This is a genomic window from Lysobacter sp. P5_B12 (genome assembly GCF_056400425.1).
Map to the genome: position 1 here is coordinate 86,561 of NZ_JBFULG010000008.1, position 16,657 is coordinate 103,217.

The following is a 16,657-nucleotide window of genomic DNA, read 5'->3' on the forward strand; positions in this document are numbered from 1 at the left end:
ATTTCGAAGGAGTCCCCCGCATGCTCGTGATCGGCGTCGCCGGCACCGAACTCACCGCGCAGGAGCGCGACTGGCTGCAGCACGACGCCTGCGCCGGCGTGATCCTGTTCACCCGCAACTTCGCCTCGCGCATGCAGATCGCCGAGTTGTCGCAGGCCATCCGCGAAGCCGCGCCGCGGCCGCAGCTGGTCTGCGTCGACCAGGAAGGCGGCCGCGTGCAACGGTTCCGCGAGGGGTACAGCGCGCTGCCCTCGCTCGAAGCGTTCGGCAAGCTCTACGGCAGCCAACCCGACCGTGCGATCGCGCTGGCGAAGGAACACGCGTGGGTGATGGCGAGCGAAGTGCGCGCCAGCGGCGTGGACCTCAGCTTCGCGCCGGTGGTCGACCTCGGCCGCGGCAATCGCGCGATCGGCGACCGTGCGTTCTCCGCCGATCCGCAGATCGTCGCCGAGTTCACGCGCGCGTATGTCGAAGGCATGCACGCGGCCGACATGGCCGCGACGCTCAAGCATTTCCCGGGCCACGGTTCGGTGCTGGAAGACACGCACTTCGACGATGCGATCGACAACCGCACGCTCGACGAAATCCGCGCGCTGGATCTCATGCCCTTCGTCGCGGGCATCGACGCCGGCGCCGACGCGGTGATGATGGCGCACGTGGTGTATCCGAAGGTCGCGCCGGAACCGGCGGGCTACTCGCCGCTGTGGATCGAAGAGATCCTGCGCAAGGAGATGGGCTTCAAGGGCGTGGTGTTCTCCGACGACATCGGCATGGCCGCGGCCTTCTCGGCCGGCGGCGTGAAGTCGCGCATCGATGCGCACCTGGATGCCGGTTGCGATGTCGTGCTCGTCTGCCATCCCGAGCTGGTGCCCGAATCGCTCGCCGCCGTCGAGGGGCGCAAGCTCAACACGATGGCCCTCGCCGGTCTGATCGGCCGCGGCCCGCTCGCGTGGGAAGGCCTGCTCGCCGATGCGCGCTACACCGACGCGCACGCGCGCTTCGGCGGCGATCTCGCATGAACGCCGCGCCCCTGGCCGATGCCCTGAAGCGTTCGGTCGTCGTGCACGACCGGCAGGCGATCGAGGAAGCGATCGCGCGCATGTCGGTGCGCATCCGCAACGATTTCGCGGGCAGCGTGCCGGTGTATCTCACGGTGATGCACGGCGGCTTGCCGTTCGCCGCGCAATTGGCGCTCGAACTGGGTGCGCGCGGGCTCGACCTGGAATTCGATTACCTGCATGCCACGCGCTACCGCGGCGCGCAGTCCGGCGGCACGCTGCATTGGAAGCACCGGCCCGCGACGCCCTTGCGCGGGCGCCGCGTGTTGCTGGTCGACGACATCGTCGATGAAGGCCACACGCTGGCCGAAGTGCGCGCGTGGTGCCGGAGCGAAGGCGCCACCGATGTCCGCATCGCCGCACTCGCGGTGAAGGCGCACAACCGCTGCGTGCCGGGTTTGACGGCCGATTACTCGGGCCTGGTCGTGCCGGATCGCTATGTCTACGGCTACGGCATGGACTACCACGAACAGGGCCGCAACCTGCCGGCCATTTACGCACTCGAATGAGCATCGCTGGAGTGAGCATGCACCACGCCGATCTCGCGCTCGCCGTCATCGGCGGCACCGGGGTGTACCGGATCGCCGAACTCGAAGATGTGAAGAGTCACCTGCCGGAAACGCGCTACGGATTTCCTTCGGGGCCGGTGCGGGTCGGGCGCATCGCCGGGCAACGCGTCGCCTTCCTTGCGCGCCACGGCGAAGAACACGGCGTGCCGCCGCACAAGATCAACTACCGCGCCAACCTGGTCGCGCTGCAGATGGTCGGGGCCACACGCGTGCTCGCATTGAATACGGTCGGCGGCATCACCGAGCGCTTCGGCCCGACCGTGCTCGCATGCCCCGATCAGCTCATCGACTACACCTGGGGCCGGATCTCGACGCTGTCCGAGGAACCGGGCACCGAGGTGTTGCATGTCGACTTCGGCGATCCCTACACGCCGGAACTGCGCGCACACGTGCTCGCTGCAGCGCAGCGTGCGGGCGTCGCGCTGGTCGACGGCGGTTGCTATGGCGCGACCCAGGGCCCGCGCCTGGAGACGAAGGCCGAGATCGCCCGCATGCGTCGCGACGGCTGCGACCTGGTCGGCATGACCGGCATGCCCGAAGCGGGGCTCGCCCGCGAGCTCGGTCTGGAATACGCGTGCCTGGGGATCGTCGCGAACTGGGCCGCCGGATGCGGCGATGCAGCAGAGATCACGATGGCCGAAGTACTGGCCAACGTTGAAACCGCTTCCAGTGGCATCCCACCCCTGTTGAGGGCGCTGCTGGGCGGTTTCGGGGCCTGAACGGCTGTTGCCAACCGTTCACACTCATGCATACTCGCGCCGTGCGCAGGAAGCCCCCGCGCCGGCGCACGCACACGCAACCGCATCCAGACGAGGTCACACAGGTTATGCAGTACGGCACCGTGAAGTGGTTCAACGACGCGAAGGGTTTCGGGTTCATCGCCCCGGAAGACGGCAGCGCCGATGTGTTCGTGCATTACTCGGCGATCAACAGCAAGGGCTTCCGCAGCCTTCAGGAAGGCCAGCGCGTGAGCTACGACGTCGTCCAGGGCCCGAAGGGCGCCCAGGCCGCCGGCGTGGTGCCCGTCGCCTGAGTCTCGAGCGCATCGTTTCGCTCGGAAAGCCCCGCGCATAGCGGGGCTTTTTTATGCGCATCGCCATCATCGGATACGGCACCGGCGGCCAGGCCGCCGCGGTTGCCCTCTCGCGCGACGGACATCGCGTCGAGGTCTTCGAACAAGCCCCGGCCCCCGGTCCGGTCGGCGCCGGCTTCCTGCTGCAACCGACCGGCCTGTCCGCGTTGTGGCGCATGGGATTGCTCGACCAGGTGCTTGCGCACGGCGCGCCGATCGCGCGCCTGCATGGCACCTCGCATCGCGGCCGCACCGTCATGGACATGTGGTATCGCGACCTGGATGCGCGCCTGTTCGGACTCGGCGTGCAACGGGGTGCGTTGTTCGCGCTGCTCGATGCGGCGTGGACGCAGCAGCGCACGCTGCACGTGGGGCGGCGCATCGTCGCGATCGACCCGGACACCGGTGTGGTGCAGGATGAAGCGGGACATTCGCACGGCGCATTCGACCTGATCATCGTCGCCGACGGCGCGGCCTCGCGCCTGCGCACGACGATCGCGTCGCCTGCATTCGATCGGCCCTATCCGTGGGGCGCGCACTGGTGCCTGGTGCCCGCGCGCGATTGGGCCTTCGCCGACGAATTGCGGCAACGCTACGTCCGCGCGCATCGCATGGTCGGCATGCTCCCGGTCGGGACGCGGCCAGGCGATGCGACGCCGCGCGTGAGTTTCTTCTGGAGCGTACGGACCGATGCGTTCGACACCGCGCACGATGGCGAACGGTGGCGACGCGATGTCGCCGACGTATGGCCCGAAGCGGCGGACACCCTGCGCGATACGCAGGTCCCCAAAGGACTGGCCCTCGCGCGCTATCGCGACGCCGTGCAGCGACGGTGGCATCGCGGACGCGCGGTGCTCCTCGGCGACAGCGCGCATGCCATGAGCCCGCAATTGGGGCAGGGCGCGAACATGGCCTTGCTCGATGCGCTCGCCCTGCGCGATGCGTTGCGTGCGCACGCGCATTTGCCCGAGGCCTTTGCGGCCTATGAACGCGTGCGTCGCGCGCACGTCGGGATCTACCATCTGTGGAGCCGATGGCTGACGCCGCTGTTCCAGTCGGAACACCACCGCGTCGCCGCGCTGCGCGATCTGATGTTCCATCCGCTCAATCGAATGCCCGGGTCGCGTGGCCAATCCTTGCGTGTGCTCACGGGCACGCGGCACGGGTGGTTCGGCGTGGTGCCGTTGGAGCCGGCGTTCTTCGATGCGCTATCTTCCCATCGTGAAGCCCGACAACCAGCCACCGGAATTCGCCCCGCGTGACCTCTGGCGCGACGACGTCGCGCTGCGCGAGGCCCTCGACCGTGAAGCCGGCGTCGCCTTCACCGATCGCATCGCCACCTACGGCGCACTGGCCGGCGACAAGCTGTACGCACTTTCCTTCGACGCACACCGCGACCGCCCGCGGCTGCGCACGCACGATCGTTTCGGCGCGCGCATCGATCGCGTCGAATTCCATCCCAGCTACCACGCCCTCATGCGCGCGGCGATCGAACATGGCGTCGCCGGCCTGTCGTGGCACGAACCCGCGCCCGGCGCGCATGTCGCGCGCGCGGCGCTGAGTTACCTGCATCACCAGGTGGAGCCCGGGACGAGTTGTCCGTTGACGATGACCCATGCGGCGGTGCCCGCATTGCGTCGCGCACCGGCGTTGGCGGAATGGGCCGAGAAGGCGGCGGCACCACATTACGATCCGCGCGAGGTGCCGATCGCCGACAAGCGCGGCGTCACCCTCGGCATGGGCATGACGGAGAAGCAGGGCGGCTCGGACGTGCGCGCGAACACGACCCGCGCCGAATCCCTCGGTGGCGACGACTACGCGCTGACGGGCCACAAGTGGTTCTTCTCCGCGCCGATGTCCGACGGCTTCCTCGTCCTCGCGCAGGCGCCGGGTGGTTTGACCTGCTTCCTGTTGCCGCGTCGCCTGCCCGACGGTGCGAAGAACGCGTTCACGCTGATGCGTTTGAAGGACAAGCTCGGCGATTGGTCCAACGCCTCCTCCGAAGTCGAATTCCAGGGCGCACGCGCCACGCGCGTCGGCGAGGAAGGGCGCGGCATCGCCACCATCCTCGACATGGTGATGCTGACGCGCTTGGATTGCATGCTCGGTTCGGCGGCGGAAATGCGCATGGCGCTCGCGCAGGCGTTGCATCACGCGCGGCATCGCATGGCGTTCGGGAAGTTGCTCGCCGACCAACCGCTGATGCGCAACGTGCTCGCCGACTTGGCAATCGAATCCGAAGCGGCGCTCGCGTTATCGATGCGCGTCGCACGCGCGGTGGATGCGTCCGAGCGCGACCCGCGCGAGGCCGCGTTCGCGCGCATCGCGACGGCGATCGGCAAATACTGGATCTGCAAGCGTGCGCCGGCCTTCGTCAACGAAGCGCAGGAGTGTCTGGGCGGCAACGGTTACGTCGAGGAATCGCTGCTGCCGCGCCTGTATCGCCAGGCGCCGCTCAATTCGATCTGGGAAGGCAGCGGCAACATCCAGTGCCTCGACGTCTTGCGCGCCTTGCATCGCGAGCCGGAAACCGGCGAGGCGTTTTTCGCCGAGCTCGGCGAAGGGCTGCATCCCGCGCTCGATGCGGCGATCGCGCGCCTGCGGCAGATGGTGCGCAAGCCCGACGAAGCAACCGCGCGCCTGCTGGTCGAACGCATGGCGCTCGCGTTGCAGGCTGCGATCCTGTTGCGTGCGAAGTCGCCGATGGCGCCGCTGTTCTGCGAAAGCCGCCTGGCCGCCGCGCATGGCCTGGCGTTCGGCACCTTGCCCGTCGACGACGCGGCCTTCGAATCGATCCTGTCGCGCGCGCTCTGATCAGCCCGCGAAGAACCCGCGGCCGCGCGCGTCTTCCAATTGCGGCGCGAGCCATGCCCACAGCGCCGGGCAGCCCGCTTCGATGGGCGGACCGACCTTGCGGATCACGCGCTCGTAGGCGATCCCGTTCTCGACCCAACTCCCGCCGCCATTGGCGAGGTTGAGCAACACCGGCATCGCGCGATCGGCCGCGTGCGCGAAGCGCGCTTCGGGCGTTTCACCGTCTTCGAACTCTTCCCACAGCGCGAGGAAGCGCGCGCCGTGCGCGTTCGGCAGCATCCCGAAGATGCGCTCGACCGCCACGCGTTCGGCGGCCTTGCGTTCGGCCAGGCCCGTGTCGTCGTAGACGATGGTGTCGCCCGTATCGATCTCGCCGATGTCGTGCACCAGCAACATCTGCATCACGCGATGCACGTCGACGCCCGGCTCGGCGAACTCCGCCATCGCGCCGGCCAGCATCGCGATCTGCCAGCTGTGCTCGGCCGAATTCTCGTAGCGGTCGAGGCCGACGGGCCGCGACTTGCGCGTGACGCCCTTGAGGCGATCGAGTTCGAGGATGAAGTCCACGACGTGTTGCATGCGGTCAATCCAGGAATTGCAGCCGGGCAAGGTCGGCGTAGAGCCCACCCTGCGCAAGCAGTTCGGTGTGCGTGCCTTCGGCCACGATGCGGCCGCGGTCCATCACGATGATGCGGTCGGCCTTCAGCACGGTGGCCAGGCGATGCGCGATCACCAGCGTCGTGCGGCCCTGCATGAGGTTTTCCAGCGCATGTTGCACGGCGCGCTCGCTCTGCGCGTCGAGCGCTGAGGTCGCTTCGTCGAGCAGCAACACCGGCGCGTCCTTCAACAGGGCGCGCGCGATGGCGATGCGTTGCTGCTGCCCGCCCGACAGGCGCGCGCCGCGCTCGCCGAGTTCGCTCTCGTAGCCCTGGGGCAGGGCGGCGATGAACTCGTGCGCTTCGGCCGAGCGCGCGGCTTGCTCGACTTCGGCGTCGGTGGCTTCCAGCCGGCCATAGCGAATATTGTCGGCGGCCGTCGTGGCGAAGATGGTCGGCGCCTGCGGGACCAGCGCGATCGATTCGCGCAGGCGCGCGGGGTCGAGCTTGCGCAGGTCGATGTCGTCGATCGCGATGCCGCCGCGCTGCGGATCGTGGAAGCGCAGCAGCAGGGCGAACACCGTGCTCTTGCCCGCGCCCGAAGGCCCGACCAGCGCCACCGTTTCGCCGGGGCGCACGTGCAGCGAGAAGCCTTCCAGCGCCGGTGCATCCGCGCGCGAGGGATAGTGGAACACGACGTCGTCGAGACGGATGTCGCCGCGCAAGGGCAGCGGCAAGGGCGTCGGATCCGCCGGCGCGACCAGCAGCGCGCGTTCCATCAACAGGTCGTTGATGCGGCCCATGCCGCCGGCCGCACGCTGCACGTCGTTCCAGACTTCGGCCAGCGCGCCGACCGAGCCGCCGCCGAGCATCGCGTACAACACGAACTGTCCCAGCGTGCCCGCGCTCATGCGCCCGGCCACGACGTCGTGCGCGCCCGACCACAGCACGATGATGATCGCGCCGAAGAACGCGGTGATCGCGACCGCGGTGACGATCGCCTGCATGCCGATGCGGCGGCGCGCGGTGGCCACGGCGCGCGCAACGGCATCGACGAAACGGCCGCGCTCGTAGGGTTCGCGCGCGTGCGATTGCACCGTGCGCACGTTGCCGAGGACTTCGTTGGCGAGTGCGTTGGCGTCGGCCACGCGATCCTGGCTTTGCCGCGACATCTTCTGCAGGCGCCGGCTGCCGATCACGATGGGCGCGACGAACAGGGGAATGCCGACCATGGTGTAGGTCGCAAGCCGCGGGCTGGTGACGAACATCATCGCGATGCTGCCCAGCACCATGATCAAGCTGCGCAAGGCGACCGAGATGCTGGAGCCCACCAGGCTGCGCAGCAGTTCGGTGTCGGCCGACAGGCGCGAGACGAGTTCGCCGCTGCGCGTGGCTTCGAAGAACGCCGGGTCCAGGCCGAGCAGGTGGCTGTACAGGCGCTGCCGCAGATCGGCCACCACGCGTTCGCCCAGCAGCGAAACGAAGTAGAAGCGCGCCGCCGTCGCCAGCGCGAGCGCGGCCGTCACGCCGAAGAGCAGCGCGAAGGTCGCATCGATGTTGCTCGCGCTGTGGAAGCCGTCGTCGATCATGCCGCGTACTGCGACAGGCAGGGCGAGCGTCGCGGCGGAGGAGGCGCACAGCGCCAGCAACCACGCCGCGAACAAGCCGCGCTGGCGATGCACGAAGGGCCACAGGCCGCGCAGGCTGACAACCTTGCCCTTGGACTGCGCGGTTTTCTCGATGTCTGCGGAAGCGTCGGCCATCAGCCATTGTCCCCGATGCGCGCGCGATTGCGCGTGGCGTCGCGCAATTGGGCCGCCAGCGCGTCCACGCGGTCGGCGGGCAGGCGCACCCGCAGGCGCAAGCCGTCCGCATCGAAGGCTTCGGACAGTCGCTGCGCCCCGTGCGCCGCAAGCGCGGCGTGCACGGGCCCGGTGTCGTCGAAGCCGGCAAGGATGTCGAACTCGCGCCAGTCCACCAGCGCCTGCCGCGGTGCGGCGCGCAGGCATTCGGCCGCGGCGCCGCCATAGGCGCGCACGAGGCCGCCGGCGCCGAGCTTCACCCCGCCGTACCAGCGCGTGACCACCACCATGACGCGATCGAAGCCCTGGCCGTCGATCGCCGCGAGGATCGGCCGCCCCGCCGTGCCCGCAGGTTCGCCGTCGTCGCTGGAGCGGTAATCGCCGCCGATGCGCCAGGCCCAGCAGTGGTGCGTGGCGGGCGTGCGCGCGATCTCCTCGAGGAAGGCTAGCGCTTGTGCGGACGTTTGCACGGGCGCTGCCTGCGCGAGGAAGCGGCTGTGCTTGACCTCGATGGCGTGCGAGGCGGGCGCGGCGAGCGTGTCGCTCATTGACCGAGCGCGCGCAGGTCCTCGGGCAAGGGCTGGCCCGGATAGCGCGCGCGGAAGGCCTGCAGGCTCTCGCGCGCCTGGTCGAGTTGGCCGGCGTGCACGAGTTCGCGGATGCGCAGCAGCCATGCGTCGCGCACGGCGGGGTCGTTGGCGGTCGCGGGCGGCACGTCGGCGTCGTCGGATTCGTCGAACACGGGTTCTTCGGCGCGGGCGGCCTTCGCGGCGACGTCCGCGGCCTCGCGTTGCGCAGCGACCGGTGCCGGTGCGGCCGCGGCAGCGGCGGGCGCCGCGTTGCCGCGCACTTCCGACTGGCGCGCGAGCTGTTCGGCGCTCATCACCGTCGTGCTGTCGACCGTCGTGACCTGCCGCGGCGCCGGCGCGGCCGGCGCGGGATGCACCGCCTCGTCGAGCACGATCGCGGGCTTGTACGCGAAGGCCTGCGGTTTGGGCTCGACCTTCGCGCGTGCCGGTGCGCGCGATGCCGATTGCGGTTGCGTCGCGACCGATTCCTCCGGTGGCGGCGCGGGCACGTTCAACGGACGGCGCGGCACCACGCGCGCCGACATCGACGGCGGCGGTGGCGGGCGATATTCGACCGCTTCGTCGGCGGGCGCCTGCACCACGGGCGCGGGCGCCGGGGTATCGGGCATTTCGCGCAAATTCCAGGCGATGCCGCACGCGATCGCGAGCGAGGCGGCGAAGCCGAGCGTCGTCACCCAGGTCTGCGGCTTGCGCCTGCGGATCGGCGTGGCGCGCGCGGTCGCCGCATCGGCGGAGACCTCCGACGCGGCGGCATGCGCCATCGCGAGGATGCGCGCATCCAGCGACGGCGAGGGCTCGCCCTGCGGCCCGACCTTCGCCAGGCGCTGCGCGAGCGCGCGCTCTTCCGGGGTCAATCCATTGTCGTCGCGAGCATTCATGAGGCTTCCGCTTCCCGATCCGCTCCCGGCGTTTCGCCGGCCAGGTGGGTGCGCAACTTGTCCATCGCGTAACGCAACCGCGACTTGACCGTTTCGCGCCCCACACCCGTGATCGTGCCGATTTCCTCCAGGGTCAGTTCCTGTTCGAGGCGGAGCAGCACCACCTCGCGTTGTTCCGGCGGCAGCGCATCGAGTGCGAGCTGCAGGCGCCGGCGTTGTTCGAATTCCGACAACTGCCGTTCCGGCGTGTCGGGATCGGGAATGCGCGCGGCGCGCTCGTCGCCGTCTTCGGGCGCCGGCGGGCGGTACTTCGCGGCCCGCCAATGATCGCCCAGGCGGTTGTGCGCGATGCGATACAGCCACGTGCCGAAGGGGGCGTCGGGCTTCCATCCGGCCCGCGCGGCGATCACCTTCTGCCACACGTCCTGGAAAAATTCGTCCGCCAGGGCGGTATCGCGCAAGTGGCGGAGGAAATACCGGTACAGGCGGGTGCGGTGCCGGCCGTACAACTGCTCGAACGCAGCGCCGTCGCCCGATACCCAATCGAGCATCAGCTTCTCGTCGCTGGCCTGCACCCCATCGTCCATGGCGCGCAGCGTACGGGCTGGCGAGGGGGCGGGGAAGCGGCCGTCGGGGGCGAGGGCGGCGGCGGTCACGGGGAATGGAACGGGCGGGGCGGCCGCGCGGGGTTCCGGAGGCGGCGCCGATTTCCGTTCATCGGGTTCATGGAGCCTCTCAACACCCTCTTGCGGACCGGCCGTTGCCTGTGGCACGAAGCCTGTATGCTCGGTCCCATGTCTGGGGGGACGACGTAAACGTGCGCAGCCCGGAGTTGGCTGGAGCGACAGGGGTCGCGGCATCGTCCGCAGGGCCGGCGCTGGTGCGCGCGGTTCGCGAACTGCTGCCGGCGGATACCCGAATCGTGGTGTGCTGGCGCGATGCCGGCGGCGACGCCTACTCGGCGGACGACGCGGCACCGGCGGCGCTGGTCGCGCGCGCCCTTTCGATGCTCGGCACCAAGGGCCGTGCACGCGACGCCGAAATCCTGGATCACTGGACCACCGAGCACGGCACGCAGATCGTGCTCGCCGCGCAGAGCGCCTCGGGCGTCGTGACGCCGTTGCGCGATGCCTGGCAGGCGATGGCGCGTCGCACGGTCGCCGCTTCGCTGGAAGCCTGGCAAGCCCGCAACCGCATCGCCACGCTCGAAAAGAGCGAGCGCCTCCAGCAGGCCCTGTACGAAATCGCGGATCTCGCCGGGTCGAGCCTCGAGATGCACGAGATGCTCCGCCGCATCCACGCGGTCGTGGGCTCGCTGATGTACGCGGAGAACTGCTTCATCGTGCTGTACGACGAAGTTCGGCAGTCGCTGCGTTTCCTGTATTTCGCCGACCGCCACGACCCCTACATCGCCGATCCCTCGCACGAGATCCCGGTCGCGGAAGTGCCCACCAGCCTCACGATGGCACTGCTTCGCCACGGCGAACCCTTGCTCGGCCCGTCGGCCGCACTGCGCGCGAAGCTGCAGATTCCGCCCGATCCCGTGCACGGCCCCGATTCGGAAGACTGGCTCGGCGTGCCGATGCGCCGCGAAGGCACCGTGTGCGGCGCGATCGTCGTGCAGTCCTACGAACACCGCGCCAGCTACAGCGACGAAGACCGCGCGCTGCTCAGCTATGTCGCGCAGCACATCCTCACCGCGCTCGATCGCCGCCAGGCGCGCAGCGAACTCGAACGCCGCGTCGAAGAACGCACGCACGCGCTGCAGGAAGCCAACCGCGTATTGCAGGCCGAGATCGTCGAGCGCCAGCGCGCCGAGCGCCTGCAACGCGCGCTGTTCCGCATCGCCGAGTTGTCGATCACCTCCGAAACCCTGGAGCGCTTCTACGCCGAAGTGCACGATGTCGTCGGCGAGTTGCTCTACGCACGCAACTTCTACATCGCCTTGCTGGCCGGCGAGGGCGACGAGCTGGAATTCCCGTACTCCATCGACGAACGCGACCCCAATCGCCCGCGCCGCAAGTTCGGCATGGGCATGACCGAATACGTCATCCGCACCGGCCGCCCCGTGCTCGCCGACCGCAACGCGATCGAAGCGCTCGATCGCGAAGGCAAGGTCAAGACGATGGGTACGCTGTCGCACAACTGGCTGGGCGTGCCGCTGTTCCGCGACGAATCGGTGGTCGGCGTCATCGCCGTGCAGAGCTATTCGCCCGCGGTGGCGTTCACCCCGCGCGACCAGGAGTTGCTGACCTTCGTCGCGCACCACATCGGCGCCGGCCTGCAACGCAAGCAGGCGCAGGAAAACCTCAAGGCGGCGCACGCAGAACTCGAAGGGCGCGTGGAAGAACGCACCCGCGAACTGGCCGCGGCGAACGCCGAGCTCATGGCGCAGATCGGCGAACGCATGCACGCCGAGCGGCGGCTGACGCACCAGGCGCAACACGACACGCTCACCGGCCTGCCCAATCGCGCGCAGTTGCTCGAACGCCTCGGTCATGCGATCCAGCGCGCGCGCAGCGGGGCCGATGAAGGACGCACGTTCGCGGTGCTCTTCCTCGACCTCGACCGTTTCAAGCTGGTCAACGATTCGGTCGGCCACGCGGTCGGCGACGAATTGCTGATCGAAGCCGGACGCCGCATCGTTGCGGCCGTGCGCGCGGGCGATACCGTCGCGCGCCTGGGCGGCGATGAATTCGCGATCCTGGTCGAACAGATCGACGGCCAGGAAATGGCCGAGGAACTCGCCGGGCGCGTGCTCGGTGCGCTCGGCGCGCCGGTGTGGATCGCCGGGCGCGAGTTGTTCCCGACCGCTTCGATCGGCATCGCGCAATGGATCCCGCGCTATCGCAGCGGCGAAGACATGCTGCGCGACGCCGACGCGGCGATGTACCGCGCCAAGAGCGCGGGGCGCGATCGCAGCGCGGTGTTCGACGAAGCGATGCGCGACGAAGCCACGCGCATCCTCGACCTGGAAGCCGACCTGCGCCGCGCGATCAACGCCGACGGTTTCGAGCCGCATTACCAGCCGATCGTGCGCATCGCCGATGGCACCGTACTCGGCCACGAAGCGTTGTTGCGCTGGCGCCACGAGAAGCGCGGAGTTTTGTCGCCGGCCGAGTTCATCGGCGTGGGCGAGGACAGCGGGCTGATCGAACAGGTCGACTGGCTGCTGTACGCGCGCGTGATCCAGGACATGGCCACCTGGAACAACGATGGCTATGTGTCCGTCAACGTTTCGCCGCGGCACTTCCGTTCGGCGGACTTCGCCGAACGCCTGTTGGGCCTGCTCGAAGGATCGAATGTCGATCCGGCGCGCCTGCGCATCGAGATCACCGAGGTCGCGCTGTTCGACGACGCCCCGCGCGCCTTGCGCACGCTGAGCGACCTGCGTCGCCATGGCGTGCTCGCCTTGCTCGACGACTTCGGCACCGGTTTCTCGGCGCTGTCCTACCTGCACCACTTCCCGATCGAATGCCTGAAGATCGATCGCAGCTTCATTGCCGGCCTGTCGACGGCGCAGCCCGAAAGCCTGGCGGTGATCCGCGCGATCCTCGCGCTGGCCGGCACGCTCAACATCGACACGATCGCCGAAGGCATCGAGACCGAAGCGCAACGCGATGCGTTGATCGGCCTGGGGTGCGAAAGCGGGCAGGGGTATTTGTTCGCACGGCCGGCGGCGCGTTCCGCCTGATCGATTCGGGAATCGTCTGCTAGTCGCCCTGCGCGCTGACTCGCGAAGGTAAGGCCTTCGCGCGGTTGCGCGCACGCAAGGCGCAAGGACGATGACGGCACGGGGATGGGCGCGGGTTGCGCTACTTGCGGGCGCGTTCGCATTCGGCGCGCAGGCACAGACTGCGCGGCACGAAACGACGACGTACGCCGACGACCTCGATGCCTGGGTGTTGGGGCAGGTGGCCTCGTCGAAGACCTTCGATCCGGCGGCGAACGCGTGGGTCGAGACCGAACGCACCGACTACGACGGGACGACCGCGCTCCCCGTGCGCCAGTACGCGTTCGGCGCGTTGCAGCAGACGCTGGCGCACCACGCCGACGGCACGCTCGCCAGCGTCTCCGACGCGCGCGACAGCGCCACGTTCGATACGACGGTGCATTACCTCGACTGGTATCGCGGGACGCCGCGGCGCGTCGAGTTTCCCGACGGCACGCAGGTGCGCGCCGGCGTCAACCCCGACGGCACGATCGCCTGGACCATCGACGAAACAGGCGGGAAGACCTGCCATGACTGGGATGCGATGGGGCGTTGGGCGGGGACCACGTTCACGTCGGAAGCGCAGCCCGGCGCGTGCGATGCGAGTACGTGGCAGCCGACGGTGGCGTCGTTCGTGCAGTCGACGCACGCGCAGATGGGTCTCCCCGCGGGGCATTGGCGCCGCACGGTACAGACCGGCGAACGCCGCGAGATCACCTACTTCGATGCGCTCTGGCGGCCGGTGCTCGTGGATCTCCACGACACGACCGACATCGGCAACACGGCGCGGCGGACCGTGCGGCGTTTCGATGCGCAGGGGCGCGAAACCTTCGTCTCCTACCCGGTGCATGCCTTGCACAGCGTGGACGACGTCACGCTGGGGTCGCGCACCACCTACGACGCCCTCGGTCGCGCCACGCGCGTGGAGCAGGACAGCGAGCTCGGCGTCCTCGCCACGCGCCATTCGTATCTGACGGGTTTCATCACGCTGACGACCGATCCGCGCGGGCACGCCACGCGCACGGGTTACCTGGCGTGGGACACGCCGTCGCACGACCTCCCGAAGGTGCTGCTGCATCCCGAAGGCGCGCGGACCGACTTCGCGCGCGATGTCTTCGGCAAGCCGACCACGCTTTCGCGCAGCGGTGGTACGCCCAACGCGTGGAACGGGCGTTACTACGTGTACGACGCGCAGCAACGGCTGTGCAAGCGTGTCGAGCTCGAGACCGGCACCACGTCGATGCAATACGACGCCGCCGGCAACCTCGTGCGCGAAGCCACGGGCCTGCTGTGGTCGGATACCACGTCCTGCGCGGTGGATGCGGCGGCGTTCGATGCCCGCGCCGTGCATCACACGTGGGATGCGCGCAACCGGCTCACCGCACTCGCGTTTCCGGACGGATCGGGCGACCAAGCGTGGAGTTACACACCCGATGGCCAGCCTGCGCGCATCGAAACCCGCAACGGCACGACGCTCGCCGTCAACACGTATGCCTACAACGCGCGGGGCTTGCCGGCGGCCGAAACGCTCGCGCAACCGGGCTGGCACGACTGGACCTTCGCGACGCAGTACGACGCGCTCGGGAACGTCGCGGCGCACATCTATCCGAAGGAGACCATCACCTACCAGCCCAACGCACTGGGGCAGCCGCGGCAGGCCGTCGGTGCGCACACCTACGCGACGGACGTCCGCTTCCACACCAACGGTGCGCTGAGGAGCTTCACCTACGGCAACGGCATCGTGCATTCGGTGTCGCAGGGCGCGCGCAAGCTGCCGGAACGCGCGCGCGACCACCACGGCGGCACGCTCGTGCTCGACGAGAGCTACGACTTCGACGCCGCGGGCAACCTCGCCGCGATCAGCGACGCCAGGCCGGACGCCCGCGGCGATCGCACGATGGAATACGACGGCCTGGACCGCCTCGTCGCCACGCAGTCGCCGGTGTTCGGCAGCGCGCGCTACACCTACGACGCGCTCGACAACCTCACCCACGTCGCCATCGGCGGCGCACACGCCCGCGACCACCACTACTGCTACGACGCGAAATGGCGCCTGACCAACATCAAGGTCGCCAGCTGCACAGGCGAGAGCGTCGTGGGCCTGGGCTACGACGCGCAAGGCAACCTCGAAAACCGCAACGGCCAGGCCTATCGGTTCGACTTCGGCAACCGCCTGCGCGAAGCGACGGGGCAGGAACACTACCGCTACGACGGCCACGGCCGGCGCCTGCTGGCGTGGAGCCCCACCGCCGGCAACATCCTTTCCTTCTACGACCGCGACGGCGTGCTGCGCTACCAGGAAGACGCGCGCCGCGGAATCCATGCGCGCCACGTCCACCTTGCAGGGCGCTTGATCGCGACCCGCGAAACGACGCCCGCGACCGGCGCGTCGATTGTTCGTTTCCAGCACACCGACGCACTCGGCAGCCCGGTCGCGGTGACCGACGGCAATCGCGTGGTCGTGGAGCGCAGCGAGTACGAACCTTATGGCTTGCTGCTCAACCGGCCCGTTTCCAATGGGCCGGCCTACACCGGCCACGTCAGCGATGCCGCGACCGGGATGCTGTACATGCAGCAGCGGTATTACGACGCGGAGATCGGGCGGTTTCTGAGTATCGATCCGGTGGTGGTTGACCGAAAGACCGGCTGGAACTTCTGCCGCTACTGCTACGCCGCCAACAGCCCGTACAAGTTCCGGGATCCGGACGGCCGCGCAATTGACCTGGTCGTTGATGTGGGCTTCATCGCCTACAGCGGTTACAAGCTGGCAACTGAGCCGAGCTGGACGAATGCGGCGGCGCTCGGCGCAGACGTTGTTGGTGCCGCAGTACCATTCGCGACAGGTTTGGGGGCTGCCGTCAGGGCGGGCTCCCGCGCGGCTGATGTTACGAGGCCTGCAGAAAAGGCGATCGCTGCCGGCAGCGATGCTGCTTCTGCCAATCATGCCGAGAATGTTGCAAAAGGCATTCCTGAGAGTCAGCTAGGTCCCTCTGGAAAGCCAAAGATTCACGTGGTTGACCATGGCGGAAAACGGGGCGAGGCAAAGGAGGCTGCACGCCGCGAAGTCGGCAGGGGCGGAAGCACGGACAATCACATGAGCCCAAAGGTCGGAAAAGATCACTATCACGGGACCACTCAATCAGGAAAAACCAGTCGAGTTCACCATGAGTACGACCGTTGAGCATCAATACTGGGCGGGAGTGGCAGAGGTCATTCCGATGCCGGGTAACCATTTGCTGGAAGGCGCGGACGGTGCTTACGTTGGCGTCGTAGGCGTTGCAAATTCAGAGAAAGAGTTCATCGCGAATGCAAAGGCCGCGTTTTCTGCACTGGAACTCGACATGCTTGAATTGGCGGAGAGAGAGCTGATTCCGGCAGTGGAGCTATGGGTCAATGCTGACGATAGACTGCGGGAAAAGGTATCAATGCTGAGCGCGCAGAACCCAATCGAGTTCGGGGTGTTCCACAGTTTCAAGGGCTAGTGACAAGGCCGCTTGCGAAGTTCACTAACTGGCGGAAGCTCCGAGAGCAACGAGATGGACGAAAAGCAAGCTCGCAGGAGCCGC

The 16,657-nt window shown here is 68.4% G+C and carries 14 protein-coding genes; 9 read left to right on the forward strand and 5 right to left on the reverse strand.

Going from position 1 to position 16,657, the window contains the following annotated elements; all coding sequences use genetic code 11:
* The first annotated feature begins 20 nt into the window (after positions 1 to 20).
* From nagZ to AC1DOM_RS13225, 6 genes are all read left to right on the forward strand, one after another.
* The gene (gene nagZ, locus AC1DOM_RS13200) at positions 21 to 1,019 is read left to right on the forward strand and encodes a beta-N-acetylhexosaminidase (protein WP_498964018.1); all 999 of its coding nucleotides are present in this window, start codon (positions 21 to 23) and stop codon (positions 1,017 to 1,019) included.
* Positions 1,016 to 1,567, forward strand: coding sequence for a hypoxanthine-guanine phosphoribosyltransferase (locus tag AC1DOM_RS13205; protein ID WP_498964020.1), 552 nt, complete (start codon positions 1,016 to 1,018; stop codon positions 1,565 to 1,567). The genes nagZ and AC1DOM_RS13205 overlap by 4 nt, the downstream gene beginning before the upstream one ends.
* A 17-nt stretch (positions 1,568 to 1,584) precedes the next feature.
* Positions 1,585 to 2,346, forward strand: coding sequence for an S-methyl-5'-thioinosine phosphorylase (locus tag AC1DOM_RS13210; protein ID WP_498964022.1), 762 nt, complete (start codon positions 1,585 to 1,587; stop codon positions 2,344 to 2,346).
* A 107-nt stretch (positions 2,347 to 2,453) separates the two neighbouring features.
* Positions 2,454 to 2,660 (forward strand): cold-shock protein, encoded by a 207-nt coding sequence (locus tag AC1DOM_RS13215; RefSeq protein WP_036169005.1) that lies wholly within the window; start codon positions 2,454 to 2,456, stop codon positions 2,658 to 2,660.
* A gap of 53 nt (positions 2,661 to 2,713) precedes the next feature.
* Positions 2,714 to 3,961 (forward strand): FAD-dependent oxidoreductase, encoded by a 1,248-nt coding sequence (locus AC1DOM_RS13220; RefSeq protein WP_498964024.1) that lies wholly within the window; start codon positions 2,714 to 2,716, stop codon positions 3,959 to 3,961.
* Complete coding sequence (locus tag AC1DOM_RS13225; protein ID WP_498964026.1) at positions 3,903 to 5,513, forward strand: acyl-CoA dehydrogenase family protein; 1,611 nt, start codon at positions 3,903 to 3,905, stop codon at positions 5,511 to 5,513. Before AC1DOM_RS13220 ends, AC1DOM_RS13225 begins: the two co-directional genes overlap by 59 nt.
* Here AC1DOM_RS13225 and AC1DOM_RS13230 read toward each other — a convergent pair whose 3' ends face one another.
* Genes AC1DOM_RS13230 through AC1DOM_RS13250 form a run of 5 tightly spaced genes read right to left on the reverse strand, consistent with a single transcriptional unit; the run spans position 5,514 to position 9,966 of the window.
* Entirely contained in the window at positions 5,514 to 6,092 is a 579-nt protein-coding gene (locus AC1DOM_RS13230; RefSeq protein WP_498964028.1) for an HD domain-containing protein, read from the reverse strand.
* Between the two features lie 4 nt (positions 6,093 to 6,096).
* A complete protein-coding gene (locus AC1DOM_RS13235) occupies positions 6,097 to 7,872 on the reverse strand; it encodes an ABC transporter transmembrane domain-containing protein (RefSeq protein WP_498964030.1) in 1,776 nt (591 codons plus the stop codon).
* Entirely contained in the window at positions 7,872 to 8,459 is a 588-nt protein-coding gene (locus AC1DOM_RS13240) for an IMPACT family protein (protein WP_498964032.1), read from the reverse strand. The genes AC1DOM_RS13235 and AC1DOM_RS13240 overlap by 1 nt, the downstream gene beginning before the upstream one ends.
* Complete coding sequence (locus tag AC1DOM_RS13245) at positions 8,456 to 9,379, reverse strand: hypothetical protein (RefSeq protein ID WP_498964034.1); 924 nt, start codon at positions 9,377 to 9,379, stop codon at positions 8,456 to 8,458. The genes AC1DOM_RS13240 and AC1DOM_RS13245 overlap by 4 nt, the downstream gene beginning before the upstream one ends.
* On the reverse strand, positions 9,376 to 9,966 hold the full coding sequence (locus tag AC1DOM_RS13250) for an RNA polymerase sigma factor (protein ID WP_498964036.1): 591 nt from the start codon (positions 9,964 to 9,966) through the stop codon (positions 9,376 to 9,378). The genes AC1DOM_RS13245 and AC1DOM_RS13250 overlap by 4 nt, the downstream gene beginning before the upstream one ends.
* Before the next feature lie 293 nt (positions 9,967 to 10,259).
* Here AC1DOM_RS13250 and AC1DOM_RS13255 point away from each other — a divergent pair, with 293 nt between their 5' ends.
* From AC1DOM_RS13255 to AC1DOM_RS13265, 3 genes are all read left to right on the forward strand, one after another.
* On the forward strand, positions 10,260 to 13,073 hold the full coding sequence (locus tag AC1DOM_RS13255) for an EAL domain-containing protein (RefSeq protein WP_498964038.1): 2,814 nt from the start codon (positions 10,260 to 10,262) through the stop codon (positions 13,071 to 13,073).
* Positions 13,074 to 13,164: 91 nt separating this feature from the next.
* Positions 13,165 to 16,272, forward strand: a complete 3,108-nt coding sequence (locus AC1DOM_RS13260; RefSeq protein WP_498964040.1) for an RHS repeat domain-containing protein — start codon at positions 13,165 to 13,167, stop codon at positions 16,270 to 16,272.
* A complete protein-coding gene (locus tag AC1DOM_RS13265) occupies positions 16,256 to 16,573 on the forward strand; it encodes a hypothetical protein (RefSeq protein WP_498964042.1) in 318 nt (105 codons plus the stop codon). The genes AC1DOM_RS13260 and AC1DOM_RS13265 overlap by 17 nt, the downstream gene beginning before the upstream one ends.
* Positions 16,574 to 16,657 lie beyond the last annotated feature (84 nt).